The following is a 15,520-nucleotide window of genomic DNA, read 5'->3' on the forward strand; positions in this document are numbered from 1 at the left end:
GCAAGCTGTTTTATGAAGCGGGATTCCTGCAGGCCGGGCAAGAGGGCCCACCTGCAGGATTCCGCATTTTTCAAAGGGGCCTCCGAATTTTGTTTTCAAACGCTGAACCCCCGGGATTTCTAACTAAAGCCCGGCTTCTGCGGTTGCCCGGATGTCCCGGGAGGAGGTCCCGGCCCTGAAGGTATACACGCCCCCCTCCAGTTCCCAGGCAGCCGTATTTTCGTCCCAGTAGCGGAGTTCCCTTACAGGGATCATGAAATCCATTATGGCGGTCTCCCCGGGGGCGAGCATCCGGGTCTTCCCGAAAGCTTTAAGTTCCTGAAGGGGACGGTCAACAGCCGTGTCAGGCTTGGAAACATAGATTTGCACGACCTCCTTCCCGGCGTACCGGCCTGTATTGGTCACGGATAACCCCATGCGGATGCTGTCGTTTTCGACGGTTACCTCCAGGTCCCCGAAGGAAAATTCGGTGTAGGACAATCCAAAGCCGAACGGATAGGAAACTTCCAGGCCCCTTTTGTCGAAATGCCGGTAGCCCACATAGATGCCTTCCTCGTAGCGCGTAAAATCCACGTTGGGTTCCCGTTCCGCCACGGGTTTCCGGGAATCGCCCGAAATCAGGTCGAACAGGCCCATGGGCCTGCCGTCCAGGGGGAAATTGGCGTGGGAGGCATGGTCCTGCACCCGGACGGGGAAGGTCATTGGGAGTTTGCCGCTGGGGTTTACCTTGCCGCTGAGGATGTCGGCTACGGAGTTCCCGCCTTCCTGCCCGCCCTGCCAGGCAAGCAGGATGGCGTCCGGCTGTCCTTTCCATGAAGCGGTTTCAATAACGCCTCCCACGTTCAGGACCACAATCACGGGCTTGCCCTCCCCGTGGAAGACTTCACAGGCCAGGTCAATCATCCCGCGTTCCGTCCGGGTCAGCAGAAAATCCCCTTCCTCCACGCGGTCCCCGCCTTCCCCGCTGTTGCGGCCCAGGGTAATCACCGCGGCATCGCTCCCGGATGCGATTTCCAAAAGCTGTTCCCGGCTGTACTGGATTTCAGGGGGGGTATAAGGGGTAAACATGGCATAGATGCCTTCCGGCTTGACGAAGTCCTCCGCATGGGCATCCCGATGGGTTTTGTACAGGCTGCTGGCCGTGGCGTTTACCGTAAAACTCGTACCGCCCATACCATCCTCCCGTTGCAGGCCTGTGGACCGCAAGCCCTCCTGGAGCGAAACGGTATAGGCTTCGTTCACATCCCCTGACCCGGTCCCCCCGGTAAAAAAATCGTAGGATGTCACCCCGAGCAAGGCGAGGTTCGCCGAAGTTTCCAGAGGCAATACGCCCTCGTTCTTGAGCAGGACCATTCCCTCGGAGGCGGATTGGCGCGTAATCGCCGCGTGAGCTTCCAGGTCCGGGTTGTCCCCATGGGATTCCTGGTCCAGCTTCCCGGATTGCAGGATGAGCCGGAGGATCCGGCCCGCGGCCGTATCGATTGCTCCCGGCGGGAGCTCCCCGGATTCGGCAGCTGCCGCCAGGGCATCCCATTGTTTTTTGGTGCCGGGTTCCAACAGGTCGTTCCCGGCCCGGACCATGGCCGCCGCATCATTCCCCCCGAACCAGTCCGACATCACCAACCCCTCAAACCCCCATTCGCCCCGCAGGATATTGGTCAGCAGCTCCGGGCTTTCGGCCACGTAGGTCCCGTTGACCTTGTTGTAGGAGGACATGATGGTCCAGGGCTGGGAATTCCTGACGATGAGTTCGAATCCCTTCAGGTAAATTTCCCGCAGGGCGCGCTCGGACACGATCACGTCGTTCTGGTTCCGGTTGGTTTCCTGGTTGTTGGCGACAAAGTGCTTGACCGAACTCCCCACCCCCTGGGATTCTATCCCGTTTACCATGGATGCGCCGATATAACCGGTGAGGACAGGATCTTCTGAATAGTATTCAAAATTCCGGCCGCAGAACGGGTGGCGGTGGATGTTTGCGCCGGGGCCGAGGATGACGTCAACCCCATATTCCCGGGCCTCGTTCCCCATTGCGGCCCCGACCTGTGCGACCAGGTCCGTATTCCAGGTGGAGGCCAGCAGCGTTCCTATGGGGAAAGCCGTACAGTAATAGGTGCGTGTTTCGTTTTCACGTTCGGGCTGTAAACGGAGGCCGGCCGGCCCGTCCGACAAATAAACCGCGGGGATGCCCAGGCGGGGGGTGGGGACGATGGTCCCCACGGCACCGGGGATTCCCCTGCCCGGTTCGGTACGTCCCATGGCCGAACCCAGCCCGGAGCCCTTCAGCAGGTGGATTTTTTCCTCAACGGACATGAGTGACAGCAGGTTATCCGCGCGTTCCTTTATGGGGCGCCTCCCATCCTCATAGACGTCCAGCCGTCCGTTGCCGTTTCGATCCGGGAAGGTATATCCGCCTGCTGTAATTTCAGGGAATTCGGTCCTTTCTTCAAAATCGCCTTCAAAATCGAGAAACCGCGATTCGAGGTACCACCAGCCACCCACTCCCGCCAGCAGGAGCAGCAGGATAAGGCCACCGATAATCTTCAAGGTTGTTTTCAGCCCTTTTTTCATGGTTGGATACTGGGGGTATGGTTGGATCCTCCAGGATTTTATTCAGTAAGTGTATACGGCATGGGAGCCACCCGGATCAATAAAAAAGGATTGCCCTGAGGACAATCCTTTTCGTGAATCTGTGTATCGTAAGTCTCAGGCACTCTGGAAATCGGCATCGTATTCCCCTTCGCCCACAGGCTCTTTTCCGGTCCGGATAAAGCCGAGCTTGATTTCCGCGTTGTATCGGAAGAAGATGGGTTTTTCGTTTCTGAGAATGTCCAGGATATTGGCATACATAGACATGGGGTAGCGCAGGTAGACCAATTTATTCCTTTTATCGTAATGATTTTCTGGGAGTTTTTTCCCGTTGGGGTAAAAGGTTAGCTGAACCAGATAGTCGTCCCCGTTGTAGCATTTAATCAGGGCTTCGGGATATACCTTCTTACTTTCCGCATGGCCGGCCTGAAAGTGAATCCAATACTGATCTATTTCGCTGTCAATGTATTTCATCGTCTAAACGTTTATGTTGATTAGGGCAATAAGTTAAAGAATAATTTTCATATGGATGACGAGCAGTGAATTTTATTGTGCGCAGCAGGGGCCTGAAGCCCCGGAGGGCCATAGGGTGGCCCCGGGCCCTGACAAAAATCAGGCCTGTTGCTGCCCCTGTACGCTGGAAAGCGCATTATTTTTGCCGGGCGCTGTTAAACCTATTTTTCCCGCCGGAGTCAAAGGAACTTTCAATTAATACCGGGCCTGGCCTGAAATCCTCAACACGCATTCAGCATGAAATTCAACAACCGACAAATCAGTAATCAATTCAGGGTCTTCCACAGGTACCTCGGCTTTTTCCTGGCCGGGATCATGGCCGTTTACGCGATTAGCGGCATCGTCCTGACCTTCCGCAATACGGACTATATGAAAAGTGAGGTCGCCGTGAGCCGTACCCTGCCCACCGGGCTGGAAGCGGAGGAACTGGGGGCTGAACTGAGGCGGCGCGGCTTTGAGGTCCAGCGTACCGAGGGGGACCTCCTCTTTTTCGAAGGGGGGACCTACAACAAGGCCACGGGCGAGGCCGAATATACGGAAAAGCGGTTACCTGTAGTCCTTGAAAAAATGAACAACCTCCATAAGATGCATTCCGGTAACCCCCTCTTCTGGCTGGGAATCTTTTTCGGGGTTGCCCTTTTGTTTTTCTCCATTTCCGCTTTCTGGATGTTTATGCCCGGAGCCCCCATATTCAAAAAGGGGCTCTATTTTGCCGGGGCAGGCTTCCTGCTGACGGTTATCCTGTTGTTTGTCTGAGCGGCATGACGGCCCTGGCGGTTTTTCCTATCTTTAGGGAAAACCAACCTGTATGCGCCAAAATTTTTCCCGCCTGAAAACAGCAGCTTTTTGTTTGCTGCTCGGTTTCCCTTTCCTGTTCTCCTGCAAACAACAGCCCACTGCGGAAGTACAGGTTCCCGGGATTGTGGAAACCGTCGAAGTCGTCCGGGACCCGTATGGCATCAACCATATCTATGCGGAAAACGAAGAGGACCTGTTCTTCGCCCAGGGGTATCTGGCCGCGAGGGACCGGTTGTTCCAATTCGAAATCTGGCGGCGTCAGGCTACCGGCACCGTGTCAGAAATCCTGGGGGAACGCGAACTCAAACGGGATATCGGTACCCGCCTGTTTGCCTTCCGGGGCGACCTGGAGGAGGAATTCGGCCGGTACCATCCCCGGGGGTCCCAAATCATCCGGGCCTACACCCGGGGGGTGAACGCCTATATCGAAGAGGCCCGGGCCAACCCGGATTCCCTGCCGCTTGAATTCCGCGCACTGGGCATCCTGCCGGAGAAATGGACCCCCGAGGTGGTTATATCCCGCCACCAGGGGTTGCTTGGCAACAGTAATGAGGAACTGGATATTGGCCGGGCTGTGGCAGCCATAGGCGAAGAGGCCGTAAAATCCCTGCTCTGGTTCCACCCTAAAGAACCCGACCTGTCCCTTGCCCCGGGCATCGATTCCGAGTCCCTGGGCGAAGACATCCTGGAACTCTACAATGCCTACCGCAAGCCTGTCCGGTTCGAACCGGAGGACCTCGATCCACGGTTCCGCAGTTCCGGGGTGGCCGCCCTTCCCGAACCGGAACCAAAAACCCCCGAGGACAAGCGCTCCATCGGTAGCAACAATTGGGTGGTTACGGGGACGTTGACCACGGACGGGCATCCGGTCATGGCCAATGACCCGCACCGAAGCATCAGCGTGCCCTCCCTCCGGTACATGGTGCACCTGGTGGCCCCCGGGTGGGATGTCATCGGAGGGGGGGAGCCGGAAATCCCCGGCGTCTCCATTGGCCACAACCGGCACGGCGCCTGGGGGCTGACGGTTTTCGAGACGGACGGGGAAGACATCTATGTATACGACACGGATCCTGAAAACCCGGACCGCTACCGGTATGCTGGTAGTTGGGAGGAAATGGAAATCATCCGGGAACAGATACCGGTCAAAGGGGAGGAGGCCGTGGAGGTTTCCCTTAAATACAGCCGGCACGGGCCGGTGCTTTTCCAGGACACCCTCCGCAATAAGGCGTATGCCATGCGCTGTGCCTGGCTGGAGCCCGGGAGCGCCCCGTACCTGGCATCCTTGCGGATGGACCAGGCCCGTACCTGGGAAGAATTCCGGGATGCCTGCAATTACAGCAACATCCCCGGGGAAAACATGGTTTGGGCGGACACGGCAGGGAACATCGGTTGGCAGGCGGTGGGCATTGCCCCCATCCGTCCTAACTTTTCGGGGCTCGTGCCGGTTCCGGGGGATGGCAGCCACGAGTGGGGGGGATACCTGCCGATCATCGACAAACCCCATGCCCTGAACCCGGAGAAGCAATATATCGCCACTGCCAACCAAAATGTAACCCCCCCGGACTATACGCGGTGGGATGCCATCGGGTATTCCTGGGCAGATCCGTTCCGCGGGGACCGGATCGAAGAGGTGCTGGAACGGGGGGAACCCCTGAGCCTGGAAGCCATGCAGTCCCTTCAGACCGATTACCTTTCCCTGCCCGCCCGGGAACTGACGCCTTACCTCCGCCAAATCGAACTTTCAGGCAGGCCCGCGGAAGCCCGGCAATTGCTGGAAGGGTGGGACTACCGTCTCGATCCGGGATCCGTGGCGGCGGCTATTTACGTGGCCTGGGAAACGGCGATCCGGGAAACCGCCAGCGACCGCTTTGTGCCGGAGGCGGCCAAACCCTTTATCGGCTGGCTGCAACTGGAACGCATCCTGCAGTGGATCCGCCACCCGGAAACCCGTTTTGGTTCCCCTCAGGAACGGGACGCCTTTCTGGAAACGGCCTTTGGGGCTGCTGTGGAGGAACTCACCCGGCGATTGGGCCCGGATATGGGGAACTGGCAGTACGGACAACCCGACCTGAAACACGTCTATATGGAACACCCGCTGAGCCGCATCCTGCCGGAACAGGAGGGCGCCCTGGATCTCGGTCCGTTGCCCCGGGGCGGGAACGGGTATACGCCGGGGTCCACCGGGAACAACCTGAACCAAAGCAGCGGGGCTACCTTCCGGGTAGTCATCCCCGTGGGCGACTGGGACCGGGCCACCGGCATGAACAGCCCGGGGCAGTCTGGAAACCCGCAAAGCCCTTACTACGGCAATCTGTTCGAGCCCTGGGCCAGGGACCAGTATTTCCCGCTTCTTTACTCAAAAGACTCCATCCTGCGGCACGCCGATACCCGGATGACCCTGGTCCCCAGGTAGGCCGACAGGGGCTGGGGCGGGCAGCAGGGCAGGGATCCCCGGATCAGGGCGCCTCCACCAGGTTGAACGCCCCCTGGATAAGCACTTTGGATTGGGGGCCGAGGCCTTCCCCTTCCACGGCGATAAAGCCTTCTGCAGACAGGCCAGTTACCACCGGCATTTGGCGCAGGAGGTAGCCGCTTTCCTGTTTTTCCTCCAGGATGAGGATCCAGGATTGCCCCGCCTTGGTCACAACGGCCGATTCGGGCAGGGACAGCCATTGATTTTGTCCACTTCCACCCGGGGCATCCCCCAGTTCGATGCTGGCGCGGACAAACATCCCGACCAGGAAATCCGGTTTGGAATCCCCTTCGAGGTGGGCATGTACCTTGACCGTCCGGTTTTCGTCTATGGACGTTCCGATCAGGTAGACCCGGGCATCGTATTGTTGTTCCGAGAGTTCCGGAAGCCCAAAGCGGATCCGCTGCCCCTTGTGCAGTCTGGTGACATCTTTTTCGTAGACGGTCAGTTCCAGGTGGAGGTGGTCCCTGTCCACGATTTCCATGATTTCAGAGGCGGGGGATACGAAGGCGCCCTTCCGGACGTTCACCCGGGTCACCGACCCCGAAATTGGCGAAAACACGGGGCTTACGGCGCTGAGGTTGCCGGATTCCACGGCTTCCAGGGAGAAGTTCAGGAGTTCCAGTTGGCTCCCCAGGCCGTTTAACCGGGCCAGGCTGCTCCGGTAATCGCCTTCCGCCTGTAGAAACAGTTTTTCCGAACTGATATGCTCTTCGAACAGGGTTTTTTGCCGGCGGTATTCGGCTTCCTTGTAGGGAATTTGTTCCCGTGTTTCGAGATACTGCTGCTGCAACCGGAGGAACTCGGGGTTTTCGAGGGATACGACCTGCTGCCCCTTCCTTACTTCATCGCCTACCAGCAGGGTTATGGACTTGACGAAGCCACCCTGTACGGCGCTGATGACCACCCGGTTTTCCGGGGGTACATCCAGGACCCCGCTGACTTCCAGGGTTTCGCCGAAGGCGCGTTCCGAAGGGTTGCCCAGCAGCATGTCCCCTTCTTTGAACTGGTCCGAACTGATGCGTATTTCATCCGGACCGGCCTGCGTTTCGGCCGTGGCATTTGGGCTTCCCTCCTTTGAATTACAGGCCATGAGCAGGGCAAGCAGTAACAGGTGCCCGGGCAGATATAGATGTTGGGTGATCCTCATTTCAGTAATTGATATAGTTAATGTTCAGTACACTTTGGTTGTATGATTCCAGCTGGTCCAGATACGCCAGGCGGATTTCATAACTGTTCTCGAGGCTTTCGATATAGCGGAAAAAATCGATCTCGCCGTTGCGAAACCCGGACTCGGCAGCCTTCATGATGGCCGCCGCCAGGTCGTTGCCCTCCTCCTGGTAGTAGGACAGGGCTTCCTGTTGCTGTTGCAGTTGTTCCTGCAATTGCGAGAGCCGGGTGTCCAGGCCCAGGGCATATTCCTGTTGTTCCTGCATCAAAGCCGATTCTGCCAGCCTTGCCGAACGGATCCTAGAAGCCTGGCCCCCGAAAAACAGGGGGATGCTCACCCCGAGGCTATACCCTTCGAACGGGCCGTCGGTCACGTCGTTGCTACCCCGGAAATACTCGGCGCTGAGGTCGGGCAACAACCGGTTCGCCTCCAGCCTGCGGGCAGCGGTCCGCGCAGCAACCTGGTTCTCCAGAAGTTGCACTTCCGGGATTTCTTCCAGGTTGGGAGGACGGGGCACCAGGGGGGACGGCGGCGGGGCAGCAAGCAGGGGGAGGCTGTCGTCCTGCACACGGAACCGGATATCCGATTCGAGTTTCCGGGCCAGGGTGCCGGCCGATTGCAGGTCCAGCCGGATCTGCTGCTGTTTGGCACGGGCGGTCACCTTCTCGAGGTAATTGGTGGCCCCGAGTTCGAAACGGCGGTCGGAAGCATTGGCAAAACGGGAGTACAGGGTGTCGAGCTGCCCGTAGATACGCAATTTCTCCCGGGCGACCAGGTAGCTGTTGTACAGTCCGCTGATCTCACGGAAGAGTTCCCTTCTGGCCGCCTCATAGGCATTCCGGCTGGCAGCCGCCTGGAAGTTAAGCGTCCTGCGACGCGCGGCATACACGGTTGGGAATTCAAAGCGTTGTCGCAGCCCGATCACATCCAGGGGTACCCCGCCTGCCAGGTTATTCTGGTCCCGGCTGAAAAACAGCTCGGTCTTGTCCATATCGTAGGCTGTCCCCCTGAAAGCTTCCGCGGTTTCCCATCGCAGGGCCGCCGCCCGGAGCCCGGCATTGTGCGCTTCGGCCCGGCTGAGCAGGCTGTCCAGAGGCAGGCCCGCATCCTGTCCGTGGAGGGAAGCGGATCCCGCGAGAAGCAACAAGGCAACCGGGAGTGCTTTCCCCCCCTTGCGGAGGAATTTCGGGCGATAGCTTTTGCGCGAAAACAGGCTGTACAGGATGGGGAGGACAATCAGGGTGAGCAGGGTGGCACTGATCAACCCCCCGATAACGACGGTAGCCAGCGGCCTTTGTACCTCGGCCCCCGCATTGGTGGAAATGGCCATTGGGAGGAATCCCAGTGCCGCAGCCGATGCAGTCAGCAAGACAGGCCTGAGACGGTCCAGGGCCCCCTGGCGGATCAATGCTTCCAGGTTGTCGTATCCTTTCTTTTGCAAATCCTTGAAATGTTCAATCATGACAATACCGTTTAGTACAGCGATTCCGAAAAGCGCAATAAAGCCCACCCCTGCCGAGATGCTGAAGGGCATGTCCCGGAGCCATAGCAGGAATACCCCGCCCACCGCCGCCAGGGGGATGGCCGAAAAAATCATCAGGGCATCCCTGAAGGAACCGAAAGCGAAATACAACATGATAAAAATGAGTATGAGTGCGATGGGTACGGCAATTTTCAGTCGGGATTTGGCACTCTGCAGGTTTTCGAACTGCCCGCCGTAGGTGATGCTGTAACCCGGCGGGAGGTCAATCTGCGCGTCGATCAGGGACCGGATGTCGTCCACTACGGATTGCAGGTCCCGTTCGCGGACATTGACCCCGACTACCAGACGCCGGCGGGTGTTGTCCCGGGAAATCTTGGCGGCCCCTTCCTGCAGGCTGACCTCGGCGATCTCGGAGAGGGGCACTTTCCCGCCCTCCGGGAGGTCGATGTACAGCTGGCTGAGGTTATCGAGCTGTTCGCGCTGGCCCGCCTCCAGGCGGATGACCAGGTCGAACCGCCGCTCCCCCTCGTAAACCTGACCCACCTGGCGTCCGGCATAGGCCAGGGAAAGCATCTGGTTGATGTCGTGGATGTTTAACCCGTACCGGGCAATCCGCGAGCGGTTGTAGGAGACGTTGAGTTGGGGCAGCCCCTCGATTTTCTCGACGGTGATATCGGCTGCCCCCGGTACCCCTTCTGCCAGGGATTTGATCCGGTCACCCAGCCGGGCAAGCTGGCCCAGGTCCTCCCCGAAAACCTTGATGGCGATATCGGCACGCACCCCGGTGATCAGCTCATTGAAGCGCATTTCGATAGGCTGGGTAAACTCCACTTCCATCCCGGGAATCACCGCCAGGGCTTCTTTGAACTGCATGGCCAGTTCATCCTTATCGGTAGCCGATACCCACTCATCCCTTGGCTTCAGGGTGATGATCACATCGCTCTCCTCCATGCTCATCGGGTCCGTGGGGACTTCGGCTGCCCCGATACGGGTCACCACCTGGTCCACCTCCGGGAACTGTTCCATGAGGATCTTTTCGATCTGCGTGGTGGTTTCGATGGTCTCCCCCAGGCTCGTCCCGGTTTTCAAAATCGGCTGGATTACAAAATCCCCTTCGTCCAGGGTAGGGACAAATTCAGCTCCCATGGATGCAAACAGCCCAACGGCCACCAGCAGGCAGGCCCCGGCAGCGGCAAGCACCCATCGCTTCATCCGGAAAGCCACGGCGATGCTCCGGCTATACTGCTTTTTCAGGGCGTTTACCAGGCGGTTGGAGATGTTCCTGCGCTCCAGGTCCACCGGCTTCAGGACCAGGGAGGCCATTACCGGTAGATAGGTAAAGCAAAGGACCATGGCGCCCAGGAGGGTAAATCCAAAGGCCAGTGCCATGGGCCGGAACATCTTCCCTTCGACCCCACTCAGTGCCAGGATGGGGATGAAGACAATCAGGATGATCAGTTGCCCGAATACTGCGGAATTCATCATCCGCGTAGCCCCTTTGCGGGTGATGTTGTCGCGTTCCCGGCGGAAATGCGCCGGGTCTGTTTCGGCTTTCACGTCCATCTCCCTGGACAGTCGGTAGGCGATGTACTCCACGATGATCACGGCCCCGTCGATGATGATCCCGAAGTCAATGGCCCCGAGGCTCATCAGGTTGGCATCCACGCCAAAGACATACATCAGGTTGATCCCGAACAACAGGGATAAGGGGATGACCGAAGCCACCACCAGGCCCGACCGGATATTCCCGAGCAACAGGACCACGACAAAGATGACGATCAGGCACCCCAGGATCAGGTTCTCCTCCACCGTGGCCGTGGTTCGGGAAATCAGTTCGCTCCGGTCCAGGAAGGCATTGATATAGACCCCCTCCGGCAGGGATTCGGATATTGAGGCCACCCGCTCCTTGACCGCCTCGATCACCTCCTTGGAATTGGCCCCTTTGAGCATCATCACCTGGCCAAGGACTTTTTCGCCCTCCCCGTTCCCGGTGATTGCGCCAAATCGGGGTGCCCGCCCGAAATCCACCCGGGCCACGTCCCGCACGTAGAGCGGTATGCCGTCAGTGGTCCGGACCACTGTATTGCGGATGTCCTCCAGACTACCGATAAGGCCTTCCCCGCGTATAAAATAAGCGCGGCCGTCTTTTTCGATATAACTGCCCCCGGCTATCCCGTTGTTCTTTTCCAGGGCCTCCACCAGATCGGCCACGGTGACGTCAAGTGCCATCAGCCGGTCCGTATTGACGGCAATTTCATATTGTTTCAGGTTACCTCCCCAGGTATTGACCTCTACCACCCCGGGAATCCCGGACAGCTGCCGTTTGACGATCCAATCCTGTATGGTCCGCAGCTCCGTCGCTGTATACCGGTCCCTATATTCGGGCTCCACGTCCAGGATGTACTGGTAGATTTCGCCCAGGCCGGTGCTGATCGGACCCATCTGCGGGGTGCCGAAACCCTGGGGGATGCGGTCGGCGGCTGCAACGAGTTTCTCTGCGATCAGCTGCCTGGGCAGGTAGGTCCCCAGGTCGTCGTCAAAAACAATGGTAACCACGGAAATGCCGAACTTGGAAACCGACCGGATCTCTTCCACCCCCGGCAGGTTGGCCATCTCCAGTTCCACGGGGTAGGTGATGAAGCGTTCCATTTCCTGGGTGGACAAATTCCGGGAAGTGGTAATTACCTGTACCTGGTTGTTGGTTACGTCCGGGACGGCTCCGATGGAGAGGTGGGTCAGGGAAAACAACCCCAGGGCCACCAGGGCTCCGGTGAACAACAGGATGAGGAATTTATTTCTTAAGCTGAATTCGATGAGAAGGCGCAGCATATCACAGGTATAATAACGATACAGATTGCCGGGTGCATCGCAGTGGATGCCCGGCCCTAAATACTCCTATGTGGTGCTAAGCCCGTCTGGGCGGCTGGAATACCCCGGACTGATAGGGGGAGGAGAGGGAAGACAGGTAATGGAAATGGTGCTTCTTCACCGGGGATTCGGGGATTCCGATAATCTCGAAGCCTGGTTTTTTGAGGATAAAGGTATGGGCCCCGCTCAGGTGGGCCAGTTGCTGGAAGGGCAATTGCTCGTGTTGTGGCTGCTCCTCCTGGTGCTCCCGGTTGTGCTGCTCTTTTTCATCCCCGTAGTGTTTGGACAGGAAAGCCATGAAATTATCGCCGAATTCCTGCTGGTGGTAGCTGGCGTGTTCCAGTAATTCGTCGAGCCTGACCAGGTCGGAAACCGACATATGGAAACTTTGCAGCAGCATCAGGCTACCGAGCAGTATGGAGGTAGGGCGCATCATTGCTTATGCAATATACGAATTCCTCTTTTTAAGCTTTGTTGATTTTTTTTGGGAAAAGGAAACCCAACCGGTTTTTCCCATAATAATATACTGGTGGCCCCCTGAGGACCCGTTCCGAAGAGGTATGCGGCCCAGCATTCTGGAAGCGGGAGAAGTGAAACCGGGTTGACAACCTGGCTTTCGGGGAGGTTGGCCCATAATTTGCAGGGTATCTTTCGCGACAAAGATCAGAATTCGTATTTTAGGATGCTTCCCGGGATGCCCTGCGGCCCACTTGGGAAACAATAATTAAAAACAGCGTCAATGAAAATAAATCTGCCCCAGTCCATAAGAACAAATCTGTTCTGCCTTTTGTTTTTCCATGCCCTTTTCACCGCAATAGGGCAAACTGCACAGGAGCCCGCACCCAAACTGGTGGTCGGCATCGTCATTGACCAGATGCGGTACGATTACCTTTATAAATACCAGGACCACTATTCGGAGGACGGTTTCAAAAGGTTGCTCCGGGAGGGGTTCTCCTACGACAGCACCAACTACAACTACATTCCCACAGTGACTGCTGCAGGGCATTCCTCCATCTACACCGGCACCACCCCCTCAAAACACGGAATTGTCGGGAATAGCTGGTATGACCGGCAAATGGGGGCCGAAGTGAGCAACGTAGGGGATGACAACGTACGGATCACCGGGTCAGTAGTGCCCAACCCTTACGGCAAGTCGCCTGTCCGTTTGCTGGCGCCTACCATAACGGACGAGCTGCGAACCGAAATGGGGGAGGAGGCAAAAGTCATCAGTGTCTCCCTGAAGGACCGGGGGGCTATCCTTCCAGGGGGGCGTAAAGCGAACGCCGCCTACTGGCATGACTATTCATCCAGCCCGGGGTATTTTGTCACCAGCTCCTTTTACCGGGACTCACTGCCCGATTGGGTGGTTTCCTTCAACGAGGAAGGCCGGTCCGAGAAATATATGGGGCAAACCTGGAATACGCTACTGCCGTTAAAAGAATACGACGAAAGCGCCCCGGACGACAATCCGCACGAATCCATCATGAAAGGAAAGGATGCCCCTGTCTTCCCCTATGACCTCGCTGCCATCCGGGACCAGTACAGGCGGGGAGAGCCCTATCTCAATGTATTGTGGGCCACTCCTTTTGGCAATACGCTTTTAAAGGATTTTGCCATTCGCGCGCTTCGGGAAGAACAACTGGGCCAGGACGAAACCACGGACATGCTTTGCATCAGTTTTTCCTCCCCGGATGTGGCCGGGCATACCTTCGGTCCGCAGTCCGTGGAGGTGCAGGACATGTACCTGCGCCTCGACCGGGATATAGCCGAATTGCTCAACACCCTCGACAAGGAGGTGGGAGCCGATAATTATTTACTTTTCCTGACTTCAGACCACGGGGTCCACCCGGTGGTCTCTTACGCGGTTAAAAATGGCCTGCCTGCGGGCCTTGCCGTAATCCCTAAATACCAACAGGACCTGAATTTTGCCCTGGGGTTGAAATTCGGGGCTTTTCAGTGGATTGAATCCTTTGGGGTGGATCAGGTTTACCTGAACCATAAACTAATAAAGGAACAAGGGGTTTCGCTTCGGGAAATGCAACAGGCGGTGGCGGAGTTTATGGAAAAACAACGGGAGGTACGCTACGCGCTGACTGCCTCCGATCTGGAGGAGAACAAGTATGATTCGGGCCTTCAGGAAATGATGCAGAACGGGTTTTATGCCGACAGGTCCGGGGACGTCATGTTGATCTATCAACCGGGGGTAACCCCCACTTACGATTTCAGGACCCCCATTACGGCGGTCCGCGGTGCCAGCCACGGGTTGGGGTATGAACCGGACACCCACGTGCCCCTGGTTTGGTTCGGAGCCGGCATCCCCTCCGGGGCTTCACCCCGGATGGTGCATCCCACAGATATCGCCCCCACCCTGGCGCGCCTGCTGAACCTGAAGGCACCGGATAAGGCTACCGGGGATGTACTGGGCGAGCTATTTGAAGCAGCCCCGGCCATCCCGCAGGAGTAAGAGGTTACCCGTTGTTATTCAGTCCGGGCAACCGCCAGGATCTGGGATCGGTACTGCCCGTCGTTGGCCAGGATTCGGAAGAATTCCTCTATAAAATCATGCGTCTCGTCGTACGACCTTTCTTTGAGGAATTCCGATTTCTTGCCTTCCACAATGGCCATGAACTGGGGCTTCAAGTCCAGGTATTGCTTCCGGACCAGGTCGTAGACCCCATTGTCACGCTTGAACCCCCTGAACAGGCGATCAGTGACGCTGTTGATGTCCAGAACCTCCCCCTGCACCTGAGAAACGACCGCGTAATTGGCATTTACGAAGCCACTCATGTCAAAATCGTATGGGACGGGGATCGCCTGGCGGCCTTCCACAAAAAGCAGTTTTTCATTGTGCTGGTAGGCTGAGGAATAATCCGTATTGGCAATCATGAACTGGAAAAAGTCGTTCTGTACGGAGACGCCATGGTCCTGCTGCAGCGGATGTACCTTGCGCTTGAGTTGCTTGGCGTTGTTCCGGTCTGCAACGGTTTTGATATCCTCAATCATGAAGGCTTCCAGCGCGTATTCCTTCCCTTTGTTCTTCTTTTCGTCCGTGTAGTCGATACGCATCCGGCGGGTCTTGAAATGATATGGGGTGACCAGTTCATAGAGCTTGTAGGCGATGTATTCCCTTAGTACATAATCCGCCCCGTCATCGTTGTTGTTGCAGGGCAAAACGAACTTGAGCTCCTTGTTCCCCTCGAACAGGGTCCCTTTGGCATCTTTTTTCTTGATGCGGACCTTGACCGGGGCCAGGAAGCAGTTTTTTTTCCGCCAGTTACCGCGTGCCTGTAACCTCACCTCCACGGAATCCCAGGGTTTGTCGCCGTCCTTGTATGCCAGCATGGCCTCAAGATAGGTACTGTCATTGGTTTCCCTGAGCAAATCCCGGTTGGAATAGGTCAGTCGGACGGCAAGTGTTTCGTCGCTGCTGAAAAGCGGCGTGGTTGTTTGTTCTGTCGTGGCGGTCGATTCCTGTGCGGCAATCGGGTGCAGCAATAATAAAAACGACAGAAGGAGCAGTGGCTTGATTTTAATTTTCACTATCTTAGTATTTAACATTGTCTTAAGATAATAAAAATATAGCTATTAAAGCATATCTGACCATAATCAACTGGAGAACTTTTCAAGT

The 15,520-nt window shown here is 57.1% G+C and carries 9 protein-coding genes; 3 read left to right on the forward strand and 6 right to left on the reverse strand.

The genetic code is table 11. The annotated features are described in order from the left end of the window. Positions 1-123: 123 nt before the first annotated feature. Both H7F20_RS03860 and H7F20_RS03865 read right to left on the reverse strand, forming a co-directional pair. Complete coding sequence (locus H7F20_RS03860; RefSeq protein WP_185784805.1) at positions 124-2,568, reverse strand: glycoside hydrolase family 3 C-terminal domain-containing protein; 2,445 nt, start codon at positions 2,566-2,568, stop codon at positions 124-126. Positions 2,569-2,703: 135 nt separating this feature from the next. Then, on the reverse strand, positions 2,704-3,060 hold the full coding sequence (locus tag H7F20_RS03865) for a hypothetical protein (protein ID WP_185784806.1): 357 nt from the start codon (positions 3,058-3,060) through the stop codon (positions 2,704-2,706). Positions 3,061-3,336: 276 nt separating this feature from the next. Between H7F20_RS03865 and H7F20_RS03870 the strand changes: the two genes are divergently transcribed. Next, positions 3,337-3,855, forward strand: coding sequence for a PepSY-associated TM helix domain-containing protein (locus H7F20_RS03870; protein ID WP_185784807.1), 519 nt, complete (start codon positions 3,337-3,339; stop codon positions 3,853-3,855). A 52-nt stretch (positions 3,856-3,907) separates the two neighbouring features. After that, complete coding sequence (locus H7F20_RS03875; RefSeq protein ID WP_185784808.1) at positions 3,908-6,310, forward strand: penicillin acylase family protein; 2,403 nt, start codon at positions 3,908-3,910, stop codon at positions 6,308-6,310. Between the two features lie 43 nt (positions 6,311-6,353). Here H7F20_RS03875 and H7F20_RS03880 read toward each other — a convergent pair whose 3' ends face one another. From H7F20_RS03880 to H7F20_RS03890, 3 genes are all read right to left on the reverse strand, one after another. Beyond that, positions 6,354-7,520: an efflux RND transporter periplasmic adaptor subunit gene (locus H7F20_RS03880; RefSeq protein ID WP_185784809.1), complete on the reverse strand. Its 1,167-nt coding sequence runs from the start codon at positions 7,518-7,520 to the stop codon at positions 6,354-6,356. 1 nt (position 7,521) lies between these two features. Continuing rightward, positions 7,522-11,853, reverse strand: coding sequence for a CusA/CzcA family heavy metal efflux RND transporter (locus H7F20_RS03885; protein WP_185784810.1), 4,332 nt, complete (start codon positions 11,851-11,853; stop codon positions 7,522-7,524). A gap of 76 nt (positions 11,854-11,929) precedes the next feature. Further along, positions 11,930-12,328 (reverse strand): hypothetical protein, encoded by a 399-nt coding sequence (locus H7F20_RS03890; protein WP_185784811.1) that lies wholly within the window; start codon positions 12,326-12,328, stop codon positions 11,930-11,932. Between the two features lie 303 nt (positions 12,329-12,631). On the opposite strand from H7F20_RS03890, the gene H7F20_RS03895 reads away from it, so the two are divergent. Next, positions 12,632-14,356, forward strand: a complete 1,725-nt coding sequence (locus H7F20_RS03895; protein WP_185784812.1) for an alkaline phosphatase family protein — start codon at positions 12,632-12,634, stop codon at positions 14,354-14,356. A 14-nt stretch (positions 14,357-14,370) separates the two neighbouring features. Here H7F20_RS03895 and H7F20_RS03900 read toward each other — a convergent pair whose 3' ends face one another. After that, positions 14,371-15,432: a hypothetical protein gene (locus H7F20_RS03900; protein WP_185784813.1), complete on the reverse strand. Its 1,062-nt coding sequence runs from the start codon at positions 15,430-15,432 to the stop codon at positions 14,371-14,373. Between the last annotated feature and the right edge of the window lie 88 nt (positions 15,433-15,520).

This window comes from Robiginitalea sp. SC105 (genome assembly GCF_014243345.1).
In the GTDB taxonomy this organism is placed as follows: Bacteria; Bacteroidota; Bacteroidia; order Flavobacteriales; family Flavobacteriaceae; genus Robiginitalea.